This is a genomic window from Chryseobacterium sp. GW823-FHT05E08 (genome assembly GCF_058795655.1).
The window spans coordinates 1-26,921 of record NZ_JBXAHY010000002.1; the positions used below are offsets into that span (position 1 = coordinate 1).

At 34.1% G+C, this 26,921-nt stretch carries 19 protein-coding genes and 1 rRNA gene; 1 reads left to right on the top strand and 19 read right to left on the bottom strand.

The genetic code is table 11. From position 1 onward, the window contains the following. The 15 genes from AC1Q7L_RS05940 to AC1Q7L_RS06010 form a co-directional block, all read right to left on the bottom strand. Positions 1–270, bottom strand: a 16S ribosomal RNA gene (locus AC1Q7L_RS05940); the annotation flags it as partial. Between the two features lie 1,326 nt (positions 271–1,596). Then, complete coding sequence (locus AC1Q7L_RS05945; RefSeq protein WP_492304696.1) at positions 1,597–2,283, bottom strand: hypothetical protein; 687 nt, start codon at positions 2,281–2,283, stop codon at positions 1,597–1,599. A 12-nt stretch (positions 2,284–2,295) separates the two neighbouring features. Beyond that, complete coding sequence (gene rfbD / locus AC1Q7L_RS05950; RefSeq protein WP_492304697.1) at positions 2,296–3,156, bottom strand: dTDP-4-dehydrorhamnose reductase; 861 nt, start codon at positions 3,154–3,156, stop codon at positions 2,296–2,298. 3 nt (positions 3,157–3,159) lie between these two features. Beyond that, positions 3,160–3,645, bottom strand: coding sequence for an acyl-CoA thioesterase (locus AC1Q7L_RS05955; protein WP_410692130.1), 486 nt, complete (start codon positions 3,643–3,645; stop codon positions 3,160–3,162). A gap of 70 nt (positions 3,646–3,715) precedes the next feature. Further along, a complete protein-coding gene (locus AC1Q7L_RS05960) occupies positions 3,716–4,216 on the bottom strand; it encodes an OmpH/Skp family outer membrane protein (RefSeq protein WP_123981167.1) in 501 nt (166 codons plus the stop codon). A 66-nt stretch (positions 4,217–4,282) separates the two neighbouring features. Further along, a complete protein-coding gene (locus AC1Q7L_RS05965) occupies positions 4,283–4,846 on the bottom strand; it encodes an OmpH/Skp family outer membrane protein (RefSeq protein WP_410692128.1) in 564 nt (187 codons plus the stop codon). Between the two features lie 8 nt (positions 4,847–4,854). Next, positions 4,855–7,392 (bottom strand): outer membrane protein assembly factor BamA, encoded by a 2,538-nt coding sequence (gene bamA, locus AC1Q7L_RS05970; RefSeq protein WP_492304698.1) that lies wholly within the window; start codon positions 7,390–7,392, stop codon positions 4,855–4,857. Between the two features lie 28 nt (positions 7,393–7,420). Then, the gene (gene uppS / locus AC1Q7L_RS05975) at positions 7,421–8,170 is read right to left on the bottom strand and encodes a polyprenyl diphosphate synthase (protein WP_492304699.1); all 750 of its coding nucleotides are present in this window, start codon (positions 8,168–8,170) and stop codon (positions 7,421–7,423) included. A 6-nt stretch (positions 8,171–8,176) separates the two neighbouring features. Next, complete coding sequence (porG, locus tag AC1Q7L_RS05980; RefSeq protein WP_410692125.1) at positions 8,177–9,070, bottom strand: type IX secretion system protein PorG; 894 nt, start codon at positions 9,068–9,070, stop codon at positions 8,177–8,179. A 214-nt stretch (positions 9,071–9,284) separates the two neighbouring features. Next, positions 9,285–11,774 carry an exopolysaccharide transport family protein gene (locus tag AC1Q7L_RS05985; protein WP_492304700.1) on the bottom strand — a complete coding sequence of 830 codons (2,490 nt, stop codon included), beginning with the start codon at positions 11,772–11,774 and terminating at the stop codon, positions 9,285–9,287. Between the two features lie 2 nt (positions 11,775–11,776). Continuing rightward, entirely contained in the window at positions 11,777–12,661 is an 885-nt protein-coding gene (locus AC1Q7L_RS05990; protein ID WP_492304701.1) for a polysaccharide biosynthesis/export family protein, read from the bottom strand. Positions 12,662–12,697: 36 nt separating this feature from the next. Continuing rightward, positions 12,698–13,816 (bottom strand): glycosyltransferase family 4 protein, encoded by a 1,119-nt coding sequence (locus AC1Q7L_RS05995; RefSeq protein ID WP_492304702.1) that lies wholly within the window; start codon positions 13,814–13,816, stop codon positions 12,698–12,700. Positions 13,817–13,926: 110 nt separating this feature from the next. Then, the gene (locus tag AC1Q7L_RS06000; RefSeq protein ID WP_492304703.1) at positions 13,927–14,931 is read right to left on the bottom strand and encodes a glycosyltransferase family 2 protein; all 1,005 of its coding nucleotides are present in this window, start codon (positions 14,929–14,931) and stop codon (positions 13,927–13,929) included. Between the two features lie 3 nt (positions 14,932–14,934). After that, positions 14,935–16,005, bottom strand: coding sequence for a formimidoylglutamase (locus tag AC1Q7L_RS06005; protein ID WP_410692120.1), 1,071 nt, complete (start codon positions 16,003–16,005; stop codon positions 14,935–14,937). Positions 16,006–16,174: 169 nt separating this feature from the next. Then, entirely contained in the window at positions 16,175–17,263 is a 1,089-nt protein-coding gene (locus AC1Q7L_RS06010; protein WP_492304704.1) for a glycoside hydrolase family protein, read from the bottom strand. 209 nt (positions 17,264–17,472) lie between these two features. On the opposite strand from AC1Q7L_RS06010, the gene AC1Q7L_RS06015 reads away from it, so the two are divergent. Beyond that, positions 17,473–18,384, top strand: coding sequence for an alpha/beta hydrolase family protein (locus tag AC1Q7L_RS06015; protein ID WP_492304705.1), 912 nt, complete (start codon positions 17,473–17,475; stop codon positions 18,382–18,384). 44 nt (positions 18,385–18,428) lie between these two features. On the opposite strand, the gene AC1Q7L_RS06020 is transcribed toward AC1Q7L_RS06015, so the two are convergent. The 4 genes from AC1Q7L_RS06020 to AC1Q7L_RS06035 all read right to left on the bottom strand — a co-directional run bounded on the left by AC1Q7L_RS06020 (position 18,429) and on the right by AC1Q7L_RS06035 (position 26,877). Beyond that, positions 18,429–18,887 carry a hypothetical protein gene (locus AC1Q7L_RS06020; protein ID WP_492304706.1) on the bottom strand — a complete coding sequence of 153 codons (459 nt, stop codon included), beginning with the start codon at positions 18,885–18,887 and terminating at the stop codon, positions 18,429–18,431. Between the two features lie 122 nt (positions 18,888–19,009). Next, on the bottom strand, positions 19,010–21,595 hold the full coding sequence (gene topA, locus AC1Q7L_RS06025) for a type I DNA topoisomerase (RefSeq protein ID WP_492304707.1): 2,586 nt from the start codon (positions 21,593–21,595) through the stop codon (positions 19,010–19,012). A gap of 291 nt (positions 21,596–21,886) precedes the next feature. Further along, complete coding sequence (locus AC1Q7L_RS06030) at positions 21,887–25,408, bottom strand: T9SS type A sorting domain-containing protein (protein ID WP_492304708.1); 3,522 nt, start codon at positions 25,406–25,408, stop codon at positions 21,887–21,889. A 329-nt stretch (positions 25,409–25,737) separates the two neighbouring features. Beyond that, complete coding sequence (locus AC1Q7L_RS06035; RefSeq protein WP_492304709.1) at positions 25,738–26,877, bottom strand: EpsG family protein; 1,140 nt, start codon at positions 26,875–26,877, stop codon at positions 25,738–25,740. Positions 26,878–26,921: the final 44 nt, after the last annotated feature.

The following is a 26,921-nucleotide window of genomic DNA, read 5'->3' on the forward strand; positions in this document are numbered from 1 at the left end:
ACTTGGTGAGCCGTTACCTCACCAACTATCTAATCTTGCGCGTGCCCATCTCTATCCACCGGAGTTTTCAATATCAATTGATGCCAATCAATATATTATGGGGTATTAATCTTCCTTTCGAAAGGCTATCCCCCAGATAAAGGCAGGTTGCACACGTGTTCCGCACCCGTACGCCGCTCTCAAGATCCCGAAAGATCTCTACCGCTCGGCTTGCATGTGTTAGGCCTCCCGCTAGCGTTCATCCTGAGCCAGGATCAAACTCTCCATTGTATGTTTGTCTGACTCACTCAAAGTTATTAACGTTCTAGTCTTTTCCTTACTTGGTTGTTATATCTATTTTTCAATGATCTTCTTGTATCTTCCGCTTTTTACTATACCTAATTTTCTGTCGTTTTCAGTATAGATTTGCGTGTGCAAAAGTAATTATTTATTTCTAATTGACCAAAAGATTTTTGACTTAATTTAAAGTTTTTTAACTAACCCTAAATCGCCTCTTTCGTATCCTGATCTTCTACTTCTCTGCTCCCGTTTTACCGGACTGCAAAGATACAAATTATTTTAACTTTAACAACTTTTATTTAATAAAAATTTTAATGTTTGTTGTAATCTGTTTCGTAGTCTTTATACTCTATTACCTCCTTCTGCGCTACCAATCCACTCTCGTTTTTCAGTGGGGCAAAAGTACTCCATTATACCCTACCATTCCAAATCTATTTAACATAATGTTTATGTAAAACTCGTATTGTGGAGAAGTTTCAAATGTAATTTATTGATATACTTTAGTTTGTATAGATAGTGGTACTTATCCACAGTATTCGATTGCTTTGTAAAAAGATCTGGGAATGAGCGTTCGGAGGGTTTTGGAGCTTGTAATGGGAATTGAAAAAGATATCCTTATTATATAATAGGTATACTATATATAAGGTATGTTCTAATTAAACCTCATAGGTTTTCAAAACCTATGAGGTTTGAATTCGTGAGAAACTACGCTTGAGGATGCTTTTTTATCTCCCACAGATTTTCGCAGATTTACACAGATCTTAAAATTAGGGTTGGAGAAATCGCATTGAGGCTTATATATTATAATGTCCTTTTGCCTTGAAGCAAACGGACCAAAAATTCAAGACTGGAAGCTGCAAGCTAAAAATAAATTCTGTTCTCTAAAAATTCTAAAACTTGCGCGAATTCAGAATTGGTTATTCGATTCAGGATTGGTCTCGCGCTTCAAACAGTAGAATTTTTTTAACGTTCGCAGAATTCATTTTCTTAACGCTGCAACTTCCTAGGTCGCTTTTGCAGCCATGGAAAAGATTAGCGTTCAATGAAATTATGCCTAGGTAATTTTACTACGAGAAAATATAATAGGAACGTGTGCTACCCTAGCCCGGATTGCAGCGGCATCCTTTTTGGGGGCGGCCGGAGCGAAGCGAAGGCCGTCAACAAAAAGATACAGCGGAAAGCCGGATGAAGCTCCTGAAAAATTTTGAGTTGGGGGGGATGGGTTTGAGAATTGGAGGGTATGAGAGTATTTGAGAAGGAGATTGCTTCGTCGCTTTGCTTCTCACAATGACAATTTGGGAAAGAAAAAAGCAGAGTTTAATGACTCTGCTTTTCTTTATTATATATGGCGCTTAGAAATTCTGCGTAAGATTTCTCTAAGCCTATGATATCGCCGGATTTTAAATTTAATCCTCCAACTCCTGTTTGGTCGGATTTTATTTTTGTGGCGGAGATCTGAAAATATTGGTTTCCTTCTTCGGCTTTATGTTGCAGTTTTATTGTTGAACCTAATAGTTTCTTTGTAGAAATTGCATAAACTTCTCCCGGCACGGTCTTAATTATTGTATATGATCGTGGAGACAAGGTATAGTCTTTTTTATTTATGCTTATTTTTTGATCTTTTTCTGATGAAGCAAATAAATAGATATTCCCTTTTTGGTTTAAAAATTTCTCCTTTGAGATATAATATAAAGCGAGTTTATAATTTGAAGGATTGAAAGTCTGTGAAGAGCCATCAATATTTTCAAATGGTTTTAACGAAAAAGAGTTGGCGCCAATTTCTTTTGCTTTCTTATATATTAAAGAAAAAACTTCAGCATCATTTTTTGAGAACCCCTGAACTTCTACTTCGCCCAATAGTTCGGCCTGTTTTACTTCTTCGCCTATTTTGTATAAAAATTTATCTGTGTTCTCGTGTGTTTTTTCAACCTTGGTTAAATAAACATTCTGAGCACTGAAAAACTGAACAAAAAAAACAAAAATGATAATTCCTAAATTTTTCATCTATCTATTATATTATTGTGAAAGGATTTCGACGCATTCTTCAAGACTATTTTCCCAATGTTTTGGTTCGACTTTATACGTCTCTTCAATTTTGTCTAAACACATTGTACTTCTCTTTGGACGTTTTGCCGGAGTTGGATATTGTTCGGTTGTTAACGCATTTAATTTTACTGAAGATTTTGAAAATTCAGCGATTTTTTTAGCAAATTCAAACCAAGTTGTTTCGGGGTAATTTGAAAAATGGAAGACACCGAAAGTTTTCGTTGGAGCATCAATGATATTCATGATCGCTTCGGCTAGATCATTTGCATTTGTAGGCTGACCATATTGATCTGCAACAATTCCAAGTTCGTCTTTTTGCGAAAATAGGTTCAACATCGTTTTCACAAAGTTTTTGTTGAACTCTGAATATAACCAAGATGTTCTTAGGATAATAGTTTTAGGATTAATTTCTAAAGCCAATTCTTCTCCTTTTAATTTTGATTCTCCATAAACGCCGATCGGATTTGTGAAATCGTCTTCAGAATAATCAAGATTTGTTTCTCCATCAAAAACGTAATCTGTGGAAACATGAATTAATATTGTTTTATTATCCAGACAAGCCTGAGCAAGATGTGCTACACCGTCTGCATTTACAGCAAAGGCTTTTTCACTTTCTTTTTCGGCAAGATCTACCGCCGTGTAAGCCGATGCATTGATACAGAAATCCGGTTTTTCATTATTAAAAAATGTGTTTACCTGAGTTTCGTCTGTAATATCCAGGGTCTGTGAGTCTGTGAAAACAAATTCATAATCAAGTTCAAAATCGGGAGCAATTTTTCTTATGCAGTTTCCCAATTGACCGTTGCTTCCTATTACTATTATTTTTTTCATTTATTATGAATTTTTCGCGTTTTGTGATCTTAAAAATTTAACTCTCGACTGGAAATCTTTCTGGTCTAAATCTACGTAGAATTTATGAAATGTATCTTTGATATCTTCCGGGTGAACTTCCGATTTTCTGGTTTTAATATTAAAATATATTATTGTAACCCATAAAACGGCATGAACTGTTTTCTCGTCCAAACTTTTCATTAAAATCTCCACTTTTGCAGTTCTATCCTGTATCTCGATCGTTTTGCTGCTGATGACAACCTGCGTATTATATCTTACTTCTTTTAAATATGCTATTTCGTTTTGAATCGCTATCCAAGTACAGCCCGTCTTTTTAGTGTATTCTTCATAAGTAAAACCGTAGAATGTCTCTACATGATCTTCTCTTGCATTAAACATATAATCCAGATATTTCACATTATTTAAATGCCCGATCGGATCACAATCACTAAATCTAACTTTAACCGTAGTTGATACTTCTTTTTCCATTTGGCAAAAATAAAAAAACCACCTCTAAAAGAGATGGTTAGTTTTATAAATCTTTGTTAATTTCTTACAATTAAAGACCTAATTCTTTTTTTACAGCTGGAGTAGCATCAACACCTGCTTTGTAAACAAACGCAGAAGAGTTAGCATCCATTACGTAATCATAACCGTTAGCTTTAGAAACTTTAGTTACAACATCGTTTAATTTCTTTTCAACCGGCTCGTAAGCTGCATCTCTTTTAGCAACGAAATCTTTTTGAGCTTTATCTTGCATTTGGTTGATCTCGTCATTCATTTTAGATAATTCAGCTTCTCTTGCTTTGTTTTCCTCAGCAGTTTTCTTAGGAGCTTCTTCAGTATATTGCTTTAATTTAGCTTGTCCAGCGTCAGCTTTCTTTTTGATTTCAGCTTGTTTAGCATCTAAGAAAGTTTTTAAGTCAGCATCTGCTTTTTTCTTTTCAGGCATTGCTTCAAGAACACCCATAACATCTAAAGTAGCAATTTTTTGAGCTTTTGCCATACCTACAGATACAACCATCATTACTGCTGCAAATAATACACTTAATTTTTTCATAATTGGTAAATAAATAATTTAATTTGTTTTTAGATTTTAAATATAGGTAAAAGTTAATTATGATAATTACTTTTTACCTTTCGTACTTGTTTTTTCCTTTTTATCAGATCCAGATGAACCTTTTAATAAAACATCCAATACTTTGTCAGTATAATCGAATCTTTTTTGAAGGAAAATAACATTAACGTTATTGGCTTTATCAAGAACTATGCCCAAGCCATTCTTCTCAGACATGGTTTTGATGGCATTCCAGATCTGATCCTGGAACGGTACAACCAAACTTGTTCTTAGTTTAGTGATCTCACCATTAGCTCCAAACCTTAAACTAGTAGTAGTTTTGATGTTTTTATCCAAATCCATCACCTCTTTTTCTCTAAGTTTTAATTGGTCTCCAACTAATAATACTTTTTCGTTCTCAAAAGCTGATCTTTTCTTTTCAAACTCAGACTGTAAGGTCTGAAGTTCTGATTGCCAAGTATCAATTTGTGAATTTAATCTGGCTTCCGCTTCTTTATATTGAGGTAATTTATCCAAAATATATTCTGTATCTACTACACCTACCTTCTGCGCATTGCTTAATCCGAAAAGCAAGAATAATACAAATGTGAAAGCAAATTTAAAATTTTTCATATTGCGAATTATAATGATTGGTTCATCAAGAAGTGTGTCTTCCATCCTGAAGGCTCAGTTCCAGTAACTGTTTTATCAAATCCGTAAGCAAAATCAAACCCGATCAATCCAAATGCACCCATGTAAACTCTTACCCCAACACCAACTGATCTTTTTAACTGGAATGGATTATAGCTACCCCATGAGTTCCATACGTTACCACCTTCAGCAAATGTTAATGCATAAATCTTAGCAGTCTGGCTCATTGAAATTGGATATCTTAGTTCTAAAGTAAATCTGTTATAGATTGTACCTCCTCCTTTTTGAGTAATATCTTCTGATGTTCCACCATAAGTAGAAGCATTTTCGTAACCTCTTAAAGGAATTAGTTCTCTACCGTCATATCTACCTCCGAAAAGTCCTGTTCCTCCTACATAGAATCTTTCAAATGGCGGAGCTCCCAATTGTTTGTTGTATCCGTCCATGAATCCCATTTCAGCAGAAGATCTTAAAACCAGTTTTCCTGCAATTTCGTTATAAACGTCAGCTTTGAACTTGATTTTATAGAATTCCATCCACTTATACTTTTCAGTAGGACTCATTGTTGAATAGTCTTTATTGCTAAACAATGAATATGGTAAAGTGAATTTTCCGGTAAGTTCAATATTAGAACCCGTTGTCGGGAAAATTGGGTCAATACCCGCAGAGTTTCTGCTTAATCCTATATTTAGACTTAAGTTATTTGCTGTTCCATAATATTCAGTAGTATCACCGAATTCAAATGGATAGTTACTAAAGTCATATTTCTGATACTGAATACCTGTGTATAATGAGAAGTAATCATCCGGCCACTTCAATAATCTGTTTAGACCTACTGAAGCAGAGAATATATTTAACTTCTGAGCATTACCCGAAGCATCAGAATATTTTACTCTTGAAGTATTCAAACTTACAGAAAGTGCAGTTGGTCTTGTTCCGAATAACCAAGGCTCTGTGAAAGATACCCCGTAGTTTTGGAAATATTGTCCTGCCTGTGCCTGAATAGATAATGTTTGTCCATCACCTTGAGGAACTGGTCTAAAGTCTTTAAACTTAAGGAAGTTCTTCAAAGAGAAGTTGTTGAACGTTAATCCTAAAGTTCCAATAAAGCTGTTACCACCGTAACCTGCCTGTAACTGAACCTGAGAAGAACCTTTTTCAACCAATTTCCAGTTGATGTCTACTGTGTTATCCTGTTGATTTGGCTGGATGTCCTGACCTACCTGCTGTGGATCAAAGAATGACATTCCCGCTAAATCAAAATATGTTCTTTTAATATCACTTTTAGCAAAAAGATTTCCCGGCTTTGTTCTTAAAGCACGAAGAATAACGTGGTCATGCGTTGTTGTATTCCCTTGCCAAGTAACTTTATTCCAAGTTGCTTTTTCACCTTCGTTGATACGGATCTCAAGATTAATCTTGTCTCCATCAACCGATTTTTCAACAGGTGTAACGTTAGAGAAAAGGTAACCATTGTTCATGTAAACTGACTTAATATCAGAGTCATCTTCTTTACCTCCGTCTTCTCCAACTTTTTTGTTGAATCCTACTGCATCGTAAATATCACCTTTCTTATATCCTAGAAGTCTCTGTAAATAATCTGTAGGATACACTGTATTTCCGGTAAATGTAATATCACCAATGTAATATTGTTTACCCTCTTTAAGCTTTACGTTGATCTCGTAGTTATTGTTCTTACCTCTCCATACAGAATCAGAAACGATAGCTGCGTCTCTATATCCTAAAGAGTTATAATAACTAACAAGGCTTTGTTTATCTTCCTGATATTTTTCTTCAATGAATTTTGAAGGCTTCAAAATACCTCCAATACTAAATCTTCTTTGTTTAGTTTCTTTGAAAGCTTTGTTTCTAAGTTTAGAATCTGTCACAGTCTCATTTCCTTCGAATTCGATGTGATTGATCTTTACTTTCTTGCCTTTGTCTACGTTAATAGTCCAATCTACCAAAGCAGGATCGTTCGCATTTACTTTATCCTCGATTGTGATCTTAGCATCTGCAAATCCTTTTTTGATGTAATCTTTAGGAATATTCGTTTTAAGGCTTGAAACTAAATTCTGGGTAATTTTCGTTCCCGGCTTCAGATTGTTGTCTTTTGCCAGTTTTTCGTTTTTCGATTTCCCGATTCCTTTACCCTTAAATTTAACTTCTCCAAGTTCCTTTAAGTCCTGTAAATAGAATTTCAAAACTACAGTTTCGCCTTCAATACTTTGTACATAGACCTCTACTTCCGAAAAAGATTGAGTATCCCAAAGCTTTTTGATAGCATTGCTGATTTTTTGCCCGGGGATATCTACATTTTCTCCTTTTGACAATCCTGTAAATCTTAAGATCTGTGCAGGTGTGTATTTTTTAACCCCATCTACAACGATGTCTTTAAGCATGTAAGAGCCAATTTGGCTGTCTGCATGCACAGGATTATTCACTTTGGTGCTGTCCTGTGGCGTTACCTGTCCATAAAAATGTGCAGAAGCAACAAACATAATGATGGGTAATAGTCTAAACTTCATTTTATCGTAGTCTTTCTTTTCTTAAATTTTACTGAATCTTTATTTGTTCACCAGTTAGGCCGTATCTCCTTTCTTTGCTTTGATAATCTACAATGCACTGAAAGAAAATATCTTTAGAAAAATCCGGCCACAGAACATTTAAAAACTGCAGTTCTGCATAGGCGATCTGCCAGAGGAGGAAATTACTTATTCTAGTTTCGCCACTTGTTCTTATTAATAAGTCTACAGGTGGGAAATCTTTAGTATAGAGATAGTTTTCGAATAATTTTTCATCAATATTTTCAACATCTACCTTACCTTCCTTTACATCAGCACTAATATTCTTAACGGCATTCAGTATCTCATTTTGTGAGCCGTAGCTTATCGCTAATACTAAATTACCTTTTGTGTTTTCTTTTGTAAGCTCTACCACGCGAAGTAACTGATCCTTCACTAGTAGCGGCAATTTTTCCAAATTACCAATAACATGCATTCTTAACCCTTTCGTGAAAATTTCTTCGGCTTCCAGCAATAAAGTTTCTGCAAGCAGATTCATTAAAGTATCTACTTCATCCGTAGGACGTTTCCAGTTTTCCGAAGAAAACGTGTATAGCGTTAAGTATGGAATGTGTATCTCATTACATGCATTAATAGCATTTCTTACTGCATCGATGGCATTTTTATGACCAAAGGTCCTTTCTTCGCCTCGAGATTTTGCCCATCTTCCATTACCATCCATGATGATAGCAACGTGTTGTGGTAAATTCTCAGAATCTATTTTATCTTTAATCAACGACATAATTAATTAATCACAATAACATGGTGGTCTTCCGAAAGAATAAGTAAGACCTAAGCTTACTGTATTCATCCAATCTTTAGACTTTAAATCTCCAATATTTCTTTCTCCAATAAGTTTCGCCTCTCTTTCTTTAGATACTACATAATAAGCACCCGTCTGAAGTAAAGACCCACCTGTAGAAGGACTTAAAATATCACCATTATAACTACTAGTAACGTCTTTATCAAGAACCTTACTATGATCCAACTGATCCGTTAATGTATATCTAAATGTAGCTTCTGCAAATATTGCCCAGCTATAGTTAAATTTATATTTTAAACCTACTCCAAAAGGAATATGCATTGTTGTTTTTTTCCCTGTTGTATAGACAGCTGTAGTGGTAAAATCTAATTCATTGATAGGAGCCTGCGCTACCCCATCTGCATCTCTTCTGAAGTCATTTACCATGTTTGCCTTTGGTGCATCAAACATCAAAGCTCCAACCCCACCAAAAATATATGGGCTCAGCATACCTTTCTGCTCATTGTTTACCGGGAAGAAATTGTATTCAAACATTAAACTAGCCTCGTAAACATTGTTTTTTCCTCCTGCATTTCTATTTTGTCTATATTCTTCTTTAGCCGCCTTATCACTGAACTGGATCTGATTATATCCTAGATCTAATCTTACAGTTTGGTGTGGGTTAAAATTAAACCTGTATAAAATACCTCCATAAAATGGGATGCCCCAATCCGACGCCTTATTTAAATCCAACGGCTTTTGTAAAATATAATTCGTTCTTCCTATATCACCAACTAGGTTACTCATCCCTAGACGAACCCCCAATTCGTTTCTTTGAGCTTTAATACTTACCACAGTTCCCAAAACGGCAAGGAAGCTAAATAATAATTTTTTATTCATAAAAGAATATGGATTTATGGTTATTTTAAAATTTAATTTTTGCAAATATAAAACATTTTTATATTAATGATAATCTTAATGTTTAGTTAAAAATAAACAAAAAAACATAATTTGTTATAAAGTAAACGACAAAGTAGCAAAAATATTCTTTTTTTAATAGATTTAAAATTCCTGAATACATAATAAACCCCCATTAAATGAGGGTTTAAAAACACTATTTTTTATTAAAGATCGTTCTGACTCTGTTTCTTATTCTTATTAACAGAGGCTCTTTATAGTTTTTATCTTCATCGAAATATCCGTAACCATAGCCATATCCGTAACCATAACCGTATCCATAACCCTGTTTTACGTCATAATCATTATAAACTAAGCCTAAATGCTCAATCTCATTGTTATGATATTTCTCAGTAATCATCTTCAGCATATACTTTTCTGTGTATTCGTGACGAACAACATAAATGTTTGCATCTGAATATTTCATCAATTCATAAGAATCTGCAACCAAACCTACCGGTGGAGAGTCAATAATAATGAAATCGTATATGTTTTTAAGCTCTTCAAGGAACTTAATATTTTTATCACTCATTAAAAGCTCTGAAGGATTTGGCGGAATTGGCCCCGAAGTAGCAACATCAAGATTAGGAATATTAGTTTTATTAATAATCTGATCTATTGAAACTTCCCCAGTAAGATAATTGGAAATCCCGTATTTATTATCGATTTTAAAATCTCCAAAGATCTTTGGCTTTCTTAAATCCATCCCCAAAAGGATCGTTTTCTTATCGCTTAATCCTAAAACGGAAGCTAAATTGATCGAAACGTATGTTTTACCCTCACCTCCAATAGATGATGTAACCAATATTGTTTTACTTTTACCATTTTCAACTGATAAGAATCTCATGTTCGCTCTTATACCTCTAAACGCTTCAGATACAGAAGATTTAGGCTGTTCAAGAACAGTAAGCATATTTTCATTACTGTTATTCCCAATAACTCCAAGCAATGGAATTCTTGTGGCATTCAACAATTCTTTAATATTTCTTATTCTGTTGTCAAGTACGGTACCTATCAAAATAAATAACAATGGAAGAATTAGCAAACCTCCCATAATCATAGCCTTGGTTCCTTTCACATTCGGACCAATTGGGCCTTGTCCAAGATTCTTAGCAGGGTCAATAACTGTGATATCAGACTGATTGGTAGCCATTCTCATTTGAGTTTCGTTCTGTCTACCTAATAAGCTATTATACGTTGCTTCGATCATACTATACCCTCTCTCAGCATCCAGATATTTTCGTTGTTTCTCAGGATAACTAAGCAAATCGGAATTAGCATCATTAACCTGTTGATTAATTTTATTAATCTCCGTATAATATCCTGTATAATAATTTCTTAATGAATTAGTAGAACTTAATTTAGCATCATTAATCAACCTATTAATCTCCAACATTGGTTCAGAATTAGGCTTATAAATAGAAGCCATTTCTCTTTTTTTAAGATAAAGAGCCTTCAATTCAGAAACAGAAGCAGTGAAGAGACCATCTTCGAAACCAGCAGCATTGGTACTGATCATCTTATCAAAATTCTGAGTTTCCAGGGTACGTCTTATTGTATTCAGAGAGCTTAATTTACTTTCTAAATCTGCTTTTTTAGCTTCAAGATCTTTTATTTTAGTAAGAGATTTTTCGTCTCTGTCTTTGATATCATACAGTTTTTCCGATGTTTTTAAATAGTTTAAAACTGCAGCACTAGAATCTAGTCTTTTTCTTATTCCATCAAGATTATTTTGCAAATAAGACTCTGTATTTTTATCTACTGTATTTTTATCTGCAAATCTTTTTTTCTGTAATTCGGCTACGGATTTATTTAGAAAACTTACGGTACTGTTAAGGTTATACCCCGTTTTACCGATAATCATAATACTGTTAATCTCTTTATCAAAATCTACTGTTATTGAAGACACAATCTGATTAACAGCCTGATTAACAGAAGTTAGATTAACAATAATCTTATCTAAAACAATTTTAGACCTTATAGGATTCTTAATTAATCTAAATCTCAAATTTGGAGACGTGTACCATTCTCCAATTTTTATAACTTTATTAGCAGGTCTTTCGTATGCATTAATACTTTGAAAACCTTCAATTTCATAGTTATATAAATTTGTGGATTGACCTTCTTCAGGCAAAATAACTTCATATGTATCATTACTTTTAGGCATCAAAGTAATGGCATAATTAATTTGCTGTACATGTTTTTTATCTATTTGTAAGAAAACAGGAGAGTCATCTTTGTCTAAATAAGTAGACTTTATAGATCCTTTTGTAGAATAATCCACAAAAAGATCCAATCCTTTTACAAGAAATTCATTATGAGACCTTGATAAAAGCATTTTTTTCAAATAAATTCCATCCTGATTTCCACTTTGTCCATATATGAAATTAATAGACTGATTTGGAGTAAAATAACTAGATGTATTACTTGAAATACTTAATGATAAATTTGAAGAATACACATTTTGCGCATAATATTTACTATAGACCCATGAGATCACATAGCCAATAAGCAGCATGAATACAAACCAATACCAATTCTTTAATATTCTTCTTAAAAAATGTTCTATATCAAATAATGAGAAAGAACCGTATTTTTCCTTTTGAGAATCATTTTTCTCTACAGTAGCGTCTTTTCCTGGAATCATGATTAAAGGTTTTTTATAAGTAGAAAAATTGACAATGCCGTAGTAAATACACCAACTCCAGTCGTTAGAGTCTGTATAGGATCTTTTCCAAATCCGTTCAAGCTCTTCGCTCTTGTGTTAAGATAGATCTCATCACCATTTTGAACATAATAGTAAGGTGAATTCATAATATCTTCACGGGTAAGGTCTATTTTGGCAACCTTGATTCCTTCCGGTAATTTTCTGTGAATTACAATATTTTTCCTGTCGATAGTTCTGTTCATCCCGCCATTAATAGCTAAGGCTTCAGTTATCGTAAGTATATTTTTATGAACTACTTTTTCTCCTGTAAGACCCGTTGTTTCAACATCTCCTAAGATATAATAAGTGATTCCGTTGGTGTTCAATCTAACTTCAGATTTTCCTTCCTGGAAATTCTCATTTACTTTATCTTGAATCTCTTTTGTAAGATCTTCAATAGTTCTTCCTTCAGCTTTAATATAACCAATACCAAAAATATTAATATCACCATTAGAATCAACTTTTAAACCATTAAAATAAAAGTTAATGTTTCCTCCTGAACCGCTTCCGCTTCCACCACCAGTAGCAATTCCGCCAGCACCAGCGCCTGAAACCGGATTATTAGTACTCACTGCGCCATTTGCTCCGCTACCATTCAAAGAAGAATAAAACTGTGCAGCATCACCTTTAGGTGTAGTCACAATATTAAGGTTCAACATATCATTTTTAGTGATTCTGTAAACGGGAACATTATACGGAATCAAACCTTCTTCGTTTATTACGAGGCTTTCACTAGGTTGCATATATCTTACATCTTTCGTAGTAACGCATGATGTAAGGAGAAAAGGTAATAGCAAAAGGAATAAATATTTAAAATTCTTCATCATATTTTCAAGTTGTTTGCAAAAATAAAGATTTAATTGTTACTTTTTATTATTTCTTAAAACATATATAAAATCAGGCAAATAAGCTCCCAAAAAGCCTAAAGCCAATATGATTAATAATAATAAATTTATATTGGTGTGTCTTAAACAATAAGCAGCAGTTACAATAAAAAGATAATACACAATGATATAAAAAGTAGATCTTCTGTGGGTAAGATTAAGCTTTAATAATTTATGGTGTATATGGTTTTTATCTGCATCAAAAGGCGATTTTTTATTACAAAGCCTTATCACAATAACATTTAATGTATCTACAATAGGAAGGATTAATATCGCAACCGCAATTACGGGTGCAGACTGCAAATGATACCTTGGTACATTCGGAAGATCTTTATCTATAAAAATATCTATAAAACAAATAGCTGTGAATGCAAGTAAGAATCCCAATAACATGGAACCTGTGTCTCCCATAAAGATTTTATTGGTTCGGTAATTCGACAAATTATAATACAGAAATGCCAAAACGGCTCCGATAATTATCCCGGAAAGAACCACCAATGGATAATTATATTCTCCTAATCTATAATAACTTACACCAAAAAGAGCACAGCATATCAACGAATAGCTTCCAGCTAAACCATCTATACCATCTATCAAATTAAAAGCATTAATAAGAATAATGAAAGTAATAATACTAAATACAATGCTTACGAAATAACTAAGCTCATAAACACCACATATCCCGAATAAACTTCTTATTCGGATATCAGAACCTATAACAATCAATGCCGAAACAACGATCTGAGCAACTAGCTTTTTATACGCTCTCATCACCACAATATCATCCATTACCCCGATATATAAAAGAATGACCAGCGACGCAAATAGAAATTTGTAGAGATCAAAAAGCTCATACGCAAAGATAGAAGTGCAAATTCCTATTGAATAGAAAATAGCGATTCCTCCTAAATTCGGGATTTTTCTCATGTGAGAACTTCTAACGCCCGGTTCATCCATCAAGTTCTTCCTTCTGGAGATCTTGATAATGGTAGGTACTGAAAAATAGGTGATTAAAAAAGAGAACAAAAAACCTAACCCTATCTTCACGTAGAAAATAGAAATTCCGGTTTCGGTTAAGAACAATTCAAAATTCTTCATTTTTTTTTCTAATCAAGTACATGTGTTTCCTTATAACTTTTAGAGAAGCTTTTATATTGGGATTTATAAAAAGTTTCTACCAATCGAAACAATTGTACTAACATTTGTGTTTACATTAATTTTCTTATCAATTTCTTCTGTCCAGCAAAAAATAAGAGATAAAAAATCTTTTTTTTCAGTGGCAAAGATAAAAGATAATTTTTATCAAAACGACTATAGTTTAATATATCTTTTATTTTTATATCTCTTTCTTTCATGAAAAGCTCTAATTTATTGGCCATATCGTAAAAAACGTTATCATTTTTCACAAAAGCGAGATACGCCAAAAACGAATAAACTCCCTCAAAAATCTGAAAGTTTTTTAATTCCAGCTTCTTTTGAGCGTATTGAGATTGTTTAAAAACAGCCTCAACATCTTCCACGGCTTTTAAAATATCAAGTCCTTTTTCGGTGTGAGTTTTAGTGATAGAATCTGTTCTTTCTAAATATTGATAATGAAAGTTTTGAGTCTGGGCTATATTTTTACACTCCAGTAGAAGCTGCGGAATAAGCTGAATATCTTCAAAATGAACCCCTTTTTTAAATCTTTTATCATTAAAAAGTTCTTTTTTGAATAATTTATTACACGCAAAATAACTTAGATCAGAGAAAACAGAAAAATTGTTTTCAAGATCAATATTTTCCGGCATATTGGGAATTTGCGTCAATTTTTGAGTCACGTTTCCGTGTTGATCTACTTTTTGAATATTGCAGATCACCATTTTTGACTGATGCTTTTCTGCTAGATTCAGCATTTCTTCGAACATAGTTTCCGTAACGTAATCGTCACTGTCTACGAAACCGATAAAGTCGCCCGTAGCTTTTTCAAGTCCGAAATTTCGAGCGTCACTAAGACCTCCGTTTTCTTTGGAGAAAGGTTTTATTTTTTCGGGATATTTTTCAGCGTATTGTTTAATAATTTTCTCAGAATTGTCCTTACTTCCGTCATTTATAACCAAAACCTCAATATTTTGAAGCGTTTGGTCAACTAAAGAATCTAGGCATTTTGCCAAGTAATTTTCAACATTATAAACGGGAACAATTATGGAAACTTTTTGGGGAACAAGTTTTATCATACCTTATATTTTCGTCAGTCTTGCGTTCAGCCAGCCTTTTTTGGCTTCATCAAAATCCTTCCTTGAACACGGAATGCAGTTTTCTATATTTTCATCATCACCAAAATACCACAAATTACTGAAAGTATCGCGCTTGAAAGCATATTGCCTGTCATCAATCAAAACATAGAAAATTTCGTAATGCCTTTCCTTTGGATGTGAATGTTGTATATTAATTCCTTCAATCAAATACCAGATCATTTGTGCTAAAAGCTGGTGATTTAATTGATTATCGGAGTAAATATTATAATTAAAAATCCCTACAGATTTCAGGTTTTCGCTCAAACCGATTTCTTTCATGTAAGCGCAAATTTCTCTCCGGTTCAATCCATTCACCTGTGGATTCATAGAAAAAGGTTCTCCAAAACTTTCAATCGCATCACAATTTACCGTCACAAGATCTGCTTTTCTGAAAAAAGGTTCTGTTTTCTCGGTAGAATTCATCATTTCGGCTAAACGGATAATATCAAATTCCACTTCTTTAATCAATCTTACAGAATCAACTTCATTTAAGTGTTTTTGATATCCTAAATGGTGATAATTTTTAATTGAAAAATCCTTAGTTCCGAACATTTTACTTAAAAAAGTATGTTCATTAATATTTTCACCTTGTTTTAGGGAAATAACATTGCTGATCTGCGTATAATTAATATTTTTCTTATGAAAATTTAATGCGGAAAAAAGCGAAAAAGCAAAGTCATTCGACCCTCCAATAATAATCGGAATCGCCCTTTTATAATGACATGCAGATAAAACCTCCTGCAAAATATAATGAGAATCCTGAACAGATTTCCCTGAAACCAAATCACCCAAATCTACCAACGGGATTTCGAAATCAAGTTGTGAAAGTTTATAAAACTCCTTTCTTATTGCTGTAAAATCCTGTACTTCTGCATCACCGTTCGAACCTCTGTAATCCGAAACGAATAAAAGAACAATACTGTCTTCCTTTATATTTTTCGTGATCTGATTTCCGATCTGCCAGCTTTCAGTTTTGAAATTTCTTGGTGAAATGATAAAATCTTCAAAATTCATTTATAATCTTCATTATTTTCACAAACATACAAAAAACCTCATCAAATTGAAATCATGTCACGCTTTTTGTCAATAAAAAACCGTCAACAAATTGTTAACGACTTCGTATTTATCAACCTTGTCAAAGTTTTAGAACTTTGACAAGGTTCTGCTGACTCGGTTTTAAATCTTAGGATTTTAAAATCTCAAAAATAAAAGTTGTAGAAGTATCAAATTTTCCTCCTTGTGTTGCGCCAACTAAAAATTTAGGTGTTTTTCCGTCTTTATCGAATAAAATCATTGGGCGTTCCAATCTTCCGAATCGGTTTAAATTTTTCGGAGGAGTCGGTTCCTGAATGTAATGTTTCATATTAAGATAAGCGATTTCCGGTTTTGTCCAGTGAAGACCATCTTTTGTGGTTAAATGTAGGCCATATTCGTGATTAAAAAATCCCATATCACGGGCTATCATATGAAATTTTCCGTTTTGTTTCCAGACAAAAGCGTCTTCTAATTGGGCATTGTTGGGCAACGATGAGAAATCAATGACCGGATGTTCGGATACTTTTTTGTAAGGCCCCATTGGAGAATCAGCTTTTGCGAGTCCATATTTTCGGTTTCCTCGGATGGGACCTTTTTGGGTTTCATACTCATGGGTGTTCCAGGATTTATAAAACAGCCAGTATTTTCCGTCGTTTCCTTTTACAAAAGCCGGATTTGTGGTGCAATGATCGTCCCAAGAACCTTCTTTTCCTGGAAGAAGTAGAGGTTGTTCTGGTCTGACCCAATCTCCATCAATGCTTTTTGAAGTCGCCAATCCGATTCTTTTTGTATTTGTTTTTCCATTAGAATTTCCCATGAAAAATAAATAATATTGATCGTCCACTTTTTTGATTAAAGGATTATGACAGGTTGTTGCATCCCAAAATTCGCCACCTCTGGGAGTGAGAATAACTTGTTTATGTTGAAATTCGTCAAAAGGAGAATTTGCTTCTGCTCTACAAATTTCTGAACCATTGAGCCAGCCGCCCATTCCCTTTTCTTTTTTCCATCGAGAATAGAAGAGATGAACTTTTCCGTCTTCGCCCCAAATCGGAGAACTGCACCAGATGTAGTAACCTTCCAAGGAAAATTGTCGCCCGATTGGTTTTAAATTGAAATAGGGTTTTTCTTCTGAAGATAACAAACTTGTAAACGATGAACCAAAAACTATCGCTGCGATTCCTAAAGCTGAAGTTTGTAAAAAATCTTTTCGGGTAAAGTTTTTGGGAGTGCTCATATCTTATGATTTTCAGCTAATTTAGAAGAATCATCGTAATGAAGTGTCCTGTGGTTTGGGGGTTGATTTAATGATTAATCAGCAATTTGTAACGATTGGAAAAATGATTACATTTGGTTGATTAAGTTTCGCTTATAAACAAGTTGCCTACAATGTCACAACCACGAGCATGAGACTTTACTACAATAATAAAGGACTAATAAACTAAAATGAAAACTATAAATAAATTGACTGTTTTAAAAAACATTCTAAATACAAAACAATTTTGCAGGAATTTTCTTCTGATATTATTTCTTTTTAGTACTATTAATCACTTGTCAGCTATTACTCCAAATTTTACAACTAAGAATATTAAATTTCTAAGTGAGGGAGATTCGCTTGCGGGAACAATTTTTAAGCCTGATCATATTTCTGCGGCTGTTGTCATTGTTCATGGATCCGGACAGGAAAAAAGGATGACAGAATTTGCAACATTATTAGCTAAAAATGGTATTGCTGTTTTGACTTATGACAAACGTGGTGTAGGAGAATCTGCCGGCACATATGCCGGACCTGAAGTAGGAACTAATAATGTAGACGCCTCAAATCTTAATCTTTTATCTCTGGATGCGAGTGCTGCCGTGAATATATTGTCTACATATTTATCAAATGATCAGATAGCGATAGGTTTGATTGGTGGAAGCCAAGCTGGATGGATTATTCCTTTGGCTGCGGAGAAAAATAAGAAAGTCAAATTTATGACTATATTTAGTGGAGCATTGATAACGGTAAAAGAACAACTTAGGTTTCAGTTTTACACCAACGGAAATTCAAATTTTTGGGATACGCATACAGAAGAAGATGCCTGTAAACACACCATGACTGATCCCGATAAATACGAGTTTATAGATACAGACCCAGTAGATGTTCTTTCCAAATTATCAATTCCGGGAATATGGATTTTTGGAGGTAAAGATATTCAGGTACCCGTGAATCTATCAATTGAACATCTTAATACACTAAAATCCAAAGGCAAACGCTATGAATATAAATTATTTCCAACATTAGGACACAATACGGCTTTCTCAAAATCTGAAGAGCCAATGAAAGAGGCTGTTAAATGGATGAAAAATATAAAATAAACTCCAAAAAACGAAAGTGAACGGTTTTAGAATGAATTACCATTTTATTTAAAAATTGTATTCTCTTTTACAAAGTCTATATCAGTATCATTTGTGATCATCCATATATTTCCTTCTAAATTTTGTTTTGTTTTTACATTATAATAATGATAATTTTTTTCATTGGATTTTAATTTCATAATATCTTCTTCATCTATACCATCAGGAATTACCGTGTATAGTTCAGCCTGAGTTCCTTTAATTCTATATGGATAGATTCCATTTTTGAAAGTATCATTTATTTTTTTATCAAACTCCCCTGCACTACTTTCTGTCAATTCCAAACGAATGATACCAAACGCGTGATTACGCGATTGTTTAATATCTACTATAGAACCTTCAAACTTTACATTATTATTTAAAGCTTTATTAATTCGAATGCTTTCTTCTTCTCCAGTCTTATTTAAATACATTACCATTCCTATAAAAACAATAAATAATATAATAAATCTTAAATATCTCATATCTATCAAATTTCAAGAATTATTTATTCATGTATTTTCTATCAATGCTAAAATAGGAATTCTCGAAATAAAAAAACCACTAACAATTGTATTAGTGGTTTGATTATCTGTAAAAATTTTACTTATTTCTTAGCGGCAGGTTTTTTAGCCGGAGCTTTCTTCGCTGTTGTCGTCTTTTTCGCAGCTGCAGTTTTTGTAGTTGCTTTCTTAGCGGCAGGTTTCTTTTTCTCTGCAAAAGCTTTAGGATCCTGATCTGTGATCCATTTTTTAACCTCATCTAACGAAACATCTTTCAGTTCGTCTGCTTCATATTTAGTATCATCGCTTTTCTTCGGAATTTTGAACACTGCTTTCCCGAATTTTACGAACGGTCCCCATCTTCCATTTTCAACGGAGATTTTCTCTTTTTCCCACTGTTGAATGTATCTGTTGGCCTCTTTTTCAAGCTTAGCATCAATTAATTCATTGATATCGCTTTGAGAAAGATTATCGAAATCATACTTCTTAGGAACGTTTACGAAAATGCTTTTATATTTGATGAAAGGTCCGAATCTTCCCGTTCCTTTTGTTACGCCCTCGCCTTTATATGTTGCGATCGGAGCATCTGCTATTTTCTTTTCGTGGATGATTTCTTCCGCTCTTTCCTGATTGACAGACAACGGATCTTCTCCTTTCGGGATGCTGATGTACGTTTCGCCCCACTTAACATAAGGACCGAATCTTCCAACTCCCACTGAAACCGGCTGATCTTCAAAGCTATTTAATTCAAAAGGTAGTTTGAATAATTCCATCGCTTCTTCGAAAGTAATGGTTGCGATGTTCTGACCTGTCATTAATGATGCGAAAGTTGGTTTTTCTTCATCCTCCGTTTCTCCGATCTGTATCATTGCTCCAAATCTTCCGATTCTTGCGTGAACGTTTTTACCAGTTTTCGGATCAACTCCTAAAAGCCTGTCTCCGTTGGCACGATCTGCATTTTCTTCAACATCTGCAATTCTAGGGTGGAATTTAGAATAGAAATCGGTCATCATTTCTTTCCATTTTTGTCCACCGTTTGCAATTTCGTCAAAACTTTCTTCTACTCTTGCCGTAAAACCGTAATCTAAGATTTCTTTAAAGTTATCTGTTAAGAAATCACTTACAACTTCACCAATATCTGTAGGAACGAATTTATTTTTATCCCCTCCGAATTTTTCGTCAAGGATTACTTTTTTAATTTTATCTTTTGCTAAAGAAATCTTTACCACTTCTCTCATTTGTGGTTCGATTTCTCTTTTGTCTACATATTCACGATTCTGAATGGTTTGGATCGTCGGTGCGTACGTTGACGGACGGCCAATTCCTAATTCCTCCAGTTTCTTGATTAATCCTGCTTCCGTATATCTTGCACTTGGTCTTGTATACTTTTCTGTAGCGGTGATGGTTTTGTATTCCAAAACTTCACCAACAGTAACTTTCGGAAGTAATTTATCATTGCTTTCGTCATCATCATCTTCAGCCTTAACGATTCCGTAAGCTTTTAAGAAACCATCAAAAATGATAACCTCTCCCTGAGCTTCAAAATGTTGTGCCAATTTTGCGTTTCCGATCTCAATAACAGTTTTCTCAATTTTAGCATTTGCCATCTGAGAAGCTAATGTTCTTCTGTAAATTAATTGATATAATTTGCTTAATTGAGCATCACCAATACTTTGTACTGAAAAATCCGTCGGACGAATCGCCTCGTGAGCTTCCTGCGCAGATGCAGATTTTGTCGTATAATTTCTTGGAGAAGAATATTCTGATCCGTACTCTGATGTGATTTGTTTTTTGGCGCCTTCAATAGCTTCCTGAGAAAGATTTACTGAATCCGTTCTCATATAAGTAATGTAACCTTCTTCGTACAGTCTTTGTGCGATACGCATCGTGTTGGTTACGTTATATCCTAATCTTGAAGAAGCCTCTTGCTGTAATGTAGACGTTGTAAAAGGTGCAGATGCAGAACGCATTCCCGGTTTGGTTTCAACATTCAGAACTTTAAATTCTGTTGTTCTTGCCTGCTCAAGGAATTTTTCGGCGTCTTCTTCTTTTTCGAAGTCTTTTTTAAGTTTAGCAGCGATATCCTGCTCTGTATTATTTACGAAAATCCCATCCAGTTTGAAACTAGCTTTTGGCTTAAACAGACGGATTTCTTTTTCTCTTTCAACGATTAATCTTACAGCAACAGACTGAACCCTTCCTGCTGACAATCCCGGTTTTACTTTTTTCCAAAGAACCGGAGACATTTCAAAACCTACGATTCTGTCTAAAATTCTTCTTGCCTGTTGAGCGTTTACCAAATTCTGGTCTATATCTCTTGGGTTTTCGATTGCTTTTAGAATAGCGTTTTTAGTAATCTCGTGAAAAACGATTCTTTTTCTGTTTTCCGGTTTCAGTTTTAATTCATCTGCTAAATGCCATGCAATAGCCTCACCCTCGCGGTCCTCATCGGAAGCCAGCCAAACCATTTCGGCTTTCTTCACTGCGGATTTTAATTCTGTTACCAGTTTCTTTTTATCTGCCGAAACTTCATAATCCGGATTGAAGGTCTCAAGGTCGATACCCATCCCTTTTTTAGGTAAATCCCTAATGTGTCCAAAGCTGGATTTTACTTCGAAATCTTTCCCTAAATATTTCTGAATAGTTTTTGCTTTCGCCGGAGACTCTACAATTACTAAATTTTTCGACATTCTAAAATTTTTGCAAAAGTAAAGCTTTTTTATTATATACTTTTTGTTATCCAATTTTAATTTGGCAACTAACAGAATTTAATTAAGACTTAGTAAAAAGAATTTTAAGCAATTCATTCCTTTATTCAAGGTAGTTTACTCTTAAATAATGAAGAATAATATTGTTTAAAATAAAATGATATAGAATTTTTCATCAACCGTAATAGATGTAAAAAATATGGCATTTTAATCCAAATAAAAAAGGGAACGAAGAATACACCTCCGCTCCCTTTACTATTACTTATTTAGATATTACTCTTTAATAATTTTAACCACAATTTCAGAATTATTGATTCTTACTAGATAAACTCCTGATGGCAATGAAGAAACATAGGCTTCATCATTTATAAACTGTCCGGATTGTGCTAGCTGACCAGACATATTATAAATCTGGTAGAAATATTTTCCGTTCTCAGTTGCATCAATATAAAGAACATCTTTAACCGGATTTGGAAATAAGGTGATCTTGTTTTTCCTAACCTTTTCAATAACTTCACTTTTTGCTAAAGGAAGAGAAGCTTTTGCAGCCGGTAATGAAGTAATCTGAAGCTTTGGAAGAGCGCCTTGCTCATTTCCATTGGCATCGTATTTTATTTTTACACAACGACAGCTCATTGCAAAATAAGGATCATTATTATCATGAAAAACCGTCAGACGATTGGCTGTAGATGCAGCATCAAACAAGATATTAATTGGTCTTCCAATATAATTTGAGTTTAACGCGGCTGTCCATACTCCAGGATATTGAAAATTAACCATATTAAAAGTTCCTGTTGATGTTTGATTGGCTATTACACTTCTAAAACCTCTGGAACCGGAGTTCGGATAATTCCCTATTTTATAAGTAGGATCATTAAAGGTATATCCTATCGTAGTTGATGTACTATTTCTAACTCTTACCCCTGAATAATCTGTAAGCACACTGTACGCTGTTCCTACATTTTTATCTTTTTTATACCAAGGCGTGATTCCAAAATCCTGATTGGAGCTAAATGCACTATTCATGATATCCGGAATCCTCCAACCTTCGGGACAAGGATCAAAAGGTGATTTTTTGCCACCTCTCCCCCATCTGTCAGCAGCTAAGTTTGGCTCTGTTGACAACCAGTCTGTACCATTGGTGTAAAGAGGATTTGCACTATTAAAAGGAGCAAAAGAACTCGGAATCATATAAACCAAAGGATTTTTAACAGAATATGATAAAACTTTAGAAACTTTATCTGAAACCTTATCTGTAGCTAAAACATTGGCATTCGAAGCATTAGAATAGGTATTAAATGGAATAATATATGCTCCTGACAAATTATTATAGGTTGCATAAGGCAGAGATGTATAAGTTAACGTCCCGCTCGCGGTAACGGTTCCCAAAAACACTCCGTAAGAAGCTCTGTTATCAGCATGCTGAAAAACAGGAAGCGGATCTTTTCTTCCCCACTGATAATGCAAGCCTGTAGACGCTTTTATTACCGCAAGCTCTGCTGCTGTAGGCGTAAGAGGATTCGCCACAACCGGAAATGCATCTGTAGCCCCTAAATTTCTATCCATAAACTCTGTTTCGAGAACAGATCTGGCCTTAAGAACATAATTTACATAATTTGTAACATTATTCATCGGAAGTTCTGTTGTATAATTATTGGATTGAATAGGTGTATCCGTCACCCAAATATGCCAGCTCCAATAAACGGGATTGGTAATACTTCCGTTATGTAAAGTTACCACGGCATTTCCGCTTTGATTAGGATTAATATCAACCAAAATCTTAGACAGCGAAATAGACGAAACACTACCCGGAGAAGGATTAACAACCGTAATTTTATTCACCAAACCTGAATTGGTAGTCCAAAGAAGATTAGCCTTTAAATTATTAAAATTAGACGAATTAAGAATATCCGGATTATTTAAAAGCTGACTTTGAACTGAAAAAGCTTTACTAACAGGAATTTCAATCGTAGAAATCGTCGTATTTTTAACAATTTGATATGTATTAGGATTATTCAGACCTTCTCTATATTCTTGTTGCTGTGTTATATATTCCGTAGGAAAATCGTAGCTGTTTGCAAGATATAGTGGATCTTTTATACATCTACAACCGTTGGCATCGGATGTTTTACCCGCCATTAAAGGCATATAAAAATATCTTCCTTTCACATTTGGAAGCCCGGCATCAGGGATATCAGGCTGATCTTTATCCGGAACCATAAATAACATTCTGGCGCTGACAGCGGGAGAAGCATCAAAATGTCTCGGCATGGTTGCTGTCCATAAACCCGTATGATGCTCATCACTGTACTGACCTTGGTGAGCCAGCTGAATGATTTGTCCACTTCCAGGGAAAACTCCCATATTATTGCCTGCTACGTTTGATAAATCATATCCATAATTAGAATATACTTTAAAACCCGTCATAAAACTTGGAACACCATTGTCTGTAGGTTTTATAATATGGTATTTATTGGTTTCAAAAAGGTCTTTTCCCATATTAGTTTTTACTCCAAAAGGAGAAAAATCAATTCTGATATCATCAGCATATGTTGCAGAACCCAAATTCGCAACTAAAGCAGACGGAACTCGCCAGCCGTTTGGGCAGGGATCAAAGGAAGATTTATCTCTGTAAGGTTTAGCGCTATCGTCACTATTATAAACAGCATCAATTTTACCCTGAGCATTGTCTGACCATAAATTAAGCTCTCCAAGCTGGCTGTCTGTTAAGCTTGCAGTTTTTCCAAACCAGTTGATCGGCAGATTTGTATTGTTATTGTAATATGCAGGCCCTGAATTATCATCTTTATTAATATAGATAAGACTTAAAGGATATTTTATTGAAAGCTTGATGTTATTGCTTACCTCAGCACCTGACAGTAAAACATATTTAGTAAGATCATCTATTTTAATAGCATTGGTGAAGTTTTTTGCCCCTCTATGTCTTACTCTTCCAATAGAACCGCTTGCTTCATAAAAATCGTCTACTTTAGTTACCAGTGGCGGTATCGGATCTTTTCTTCCCCACTGATAAAGCAATCCGCCACTTCTACTCCAATCCTTATTTGTCATTGAATTACTGACAGCACCTAAATTTCGATCCATCCATTTCCAGTCGGAATCCGGAATTGACTCTACTGTACCATCACTTCTTTCACGTCTGATGTTAGCGAAACTTTTATAAGCAGGACCATTCGTAGGATCATCAGTAACCCAAATGTGCCAAGACCAGAAAATCTCGCCATTAATTCTAAAAGCGATTACTGCATTCCCTTTTTTAGATTTATTAATGGGAACTTTAATTTTTGCACTAGGCCCTGAATCCTGGATTTCAAGAGAATATCCTGCCCCTGTTTTTATCAAGCCATGAACATCTTCCCACAATACATCAGCAGTAACTGCTCCTGCGGGAATACTACCGCCGCCAATATATTTATCTTTTTCCCACATTACATAAGCCTTTTTTACAGGCACATATAAACCATCACTACTTTGACCGGGATCAAAAATGTAACTGTTGGGAGCTTTTGTCCAGTCCAATGGAACAACAACAGATTTCACACGAGACGCACTTCCATTACTTGTATTTGAATTAATAGGTTTTCTATTAATACCATTTCCTTCTTTATTTATTTGATGCTCTGAAACCTTAATTATTGTATCCGTTTTTGCCTGATACAAGTCTTTTGAGTTCTGAGAGAACAAATCACCTTTTACACCTATATTACTTGCAGAATAGGTGCTCATTGACAATAAACAAAATATTGTCGTTACATTCTTAATTGACTTTTTCATATTCTTAACTTTTGTGTCGCAACAAAAGTACAACTTTTAAGCCTTTCTCAATCATAATTCATTTATTTTATAAATAATAAAACAATTTTATGATTTGAATCATAAATAAGATAATATTACTGAATTATGAATGAAAATATAGCATTCTCAACTTGAGCAATGCAAAAATATGATAATTTTGATTAAAATATTTAATAAATAATCAATTTTGAACAAATATTAATAACAATAAATTGATTATTAATATTTGATTTACAGTTTGGAAAATAAAAAGGGAGACAATATTTTTACATATTGTCTCCCTTTTTTATAATAATTTGATTAGAATTTTAAGGAAGAAGGAAATTTTTATAAAGATCTATTGTGAATCTACCTGCGGTAATATTTCTAAAACTTGAGAAGACCAAGAGATTAAAAATCACCAATGCTATAATAAAAGCATATATCATTGTTTTTGTACTTTTAGAAACCACATACATCGCGTTTGGAATAATTAAAAATCCAAAACCGGTAAAGGCTCCAACCAATCTGGACGAGAAAACCGGATTATTCCTGAATATAAAGTAGAAGCATATTCCAACAAGCGCATAATTCCTGTGATACTCATAATATGGATACTTTTCAACCATTTTAGTATCAAAGAAAAAGAGGAAGAAAGTTAGAATTGCCGTCATCACCTCAGGGATACCAATTCCTCCATTAAGTCTTTCAGCAGTTTCTTCCATGTACGCATTAAAACCTCCGACAACCACACTATCAGAAGCCAGACCATCCAAAAAGCTACCGAAAACCCTATACACCTCAAACGGAGACATTATTATAGAGATTAAAATAACTCCAAGCATAATCCCTTTATTTACAGGAATACGAGCAATCCAATACATAGGTAAAAAAGCGTAACATATATTATGAATTCCTCCCGCCAAGTAAATACACAAAAGATAGTAAAATAGCTTTTTCTCTTTTATAAATCTTACAGCAAAATATACAACAAAAACACCCAAATTCTGCCTTATCTGCCCACATTCTCCAACAAAAAAACCAGGAATAAACATGAATAGGATATAAGTGAAAGGATAAAAGGTATTATCTTCTACATAGCGCATTTTAAAGAAAACTGCCAGAGTTGCTATTAAAAGCGTAAGCATGTAATAAGGCGCATTAAAAATATTCAGAAGAAACTTATTAATAAGAACATACAGCCACTCAACGACAATCGGTTGCGGACTATCCAAATGCAGACCTTTAAAAATAATACTGATATAATCAACAGTATCAGAATACACATAAATCCCTCTGTAACTACCGTAATCCGGACCAACTTCATTACGCAATCCTGCAACAAGAACCAAAAAACCTCCTAAAAAATAAAGATATTTACTCTCTACTTTACCGCGAAACACTTCTTGGTAACTGAATATCATCAGGAGAATAATTGCTATAAGAAAATACGGGTGTAATAAACTCATTATTTTAATCTATGTGTGTGTTAAAACATATAAAAAACCAAGTT

Excerpts from the sequence above, each read along its gene's own strand:
- AC1Q7L_RS05945 (WP_492304696.1), bottom strand. The coding sequence starts at position 2,283 with ATGAAAAATTTAGGAATTATCATTTTTGTTTTTTTTGTTCAGTTTTTC.
- rfbD (WP_492304697.1), bottom strand. The coding sequence starts at position 3,156 with ATGAAAAAAATAATAGTAATAGGAAGCAACGGTCAATTGGGAAACTGC.
- AC1Q7L_RS05955 (WP_410692130.1), bottom strand. The coding sequence starts at position 3,645 with ATGGAAAAAGAAGTATCAACTACGGTTAAAGTTAGATTTAGTGATTGT.
- AC1Q7L_RS05960 (WP_123981167.1), bottom strand. The coding sequence starts at position 4,216 with ATGAAAAAATTAAGTGTATTATTTGCAGCAGTAATGATGGTTGTATCT.
- AC1Q7L_RS05965 (WP_410692128.1), bottom strand. The coding sequence starts at position 4,846 with ATGAAAAATTTTAAATTTGCTTTCACATTTGTATTATTCTTGCTTTTC.
- bamA (WP_492304698.1), bottom strand. The coding sequence starts at position 7,392 with ATGAAGTTTAGACTATTACCCATCATTATGTTTGTTGCTTCTGCACAT.
- uppS (WP_492304699.1), bottom strand. The coding sequence starts at position 8,170 with ATGTCGTTGATTAAAGATAAAATAGATTCTGAGAATTTACCACAACAC.
- porG (WP_410692125.1), bottom strand. The coding sequence starts at position 9,070 with ATGAATAAAAAATTATTATTTAGCTTCCTTGCCGTTTTGGGAACTGTG.
- AC1Q7L_RS05985 (WP_492304700.1), bottom strand. The coding sequence starts at position 11,774 with ATGATTCCAGGAAAAGACGCTACTGTAGAGAAAAATGATTCTCAAAAG.
- AC1Q7L_RS05990 (WP_492304701.1), bottom strand. The coding sequence starts at position 12,661 with ATGATGAAGAATTTTAAATATTTATTCCTTTTGCTATTACCTTTTCTC.
- AC1Q7L_RS05995 (WP_492304702.1), bottom strand. The coding sequence starts at position 13,816 with ATGAAGAATTTTGAATTGTTCTTAACCGAAACCGGAATTTCTATTTTC.
- AC1Q7L_RS06000 (WP_492304703.1), bottom strand. The coding sequence starts at position 14,931 with ATGATAAAACTTGTTCCCCAAAAAGTTTCCATAATTGTTCCCGTTTAT.
- AC1Q7L_RS06005 (WP_410692120.1), bottom strand. The coding sequence starts at position 16,005 with ATGAATTTTGAAGATTTTATCATTTCACCAAGAAATTTCAAAACTGAA.
- AC1Q7L_RS06010 (WP_492304704.1), bottom strand. The coding sequence starts at position 17,263 with ATGAGCACTCCCAAAAACTTTACCCGAAAAGATTTTTTACAAACTTCA.
- AC1Q7L_RS06015 (WP_492304705.1), top strand. The coding sequence starts at position 17,473 with ATGAAAACTATAAATAAATTGACTGTTTTAAAAAACATTCTAAATACA.
- AC1Q7L_RS06020 (WP_492304706.1), bottom strand. The coding sequence starts at position 18,887 with ATGAGATATTTAAGATTTATTATATTATTTATTGTTTTTATAGGAATG.
- topA (WP_492304707.1), bottom strand. The coding sequence starts at position 21,595 with ATGTCGAAAAATTTAGTAATTGTAGAGTCTCCGGCGAAAGCAAAAACT.
- AC1Q7L_RS06030 (WP_492304708.1), bottom strand. The coding sequence starts at position 25,408 with ATGAAAAAGTCAATTAAGAATGTAACGACAATATTTTGTTTATTGTCA.
- AC1Q7L_RS06035 (WP_492304709.1), bottom strand. The coding sequence starts at position 26,877 with ATGAGTTTATTACACCCGTATTTTCTTATAGCAATTATTCTCCTGATG.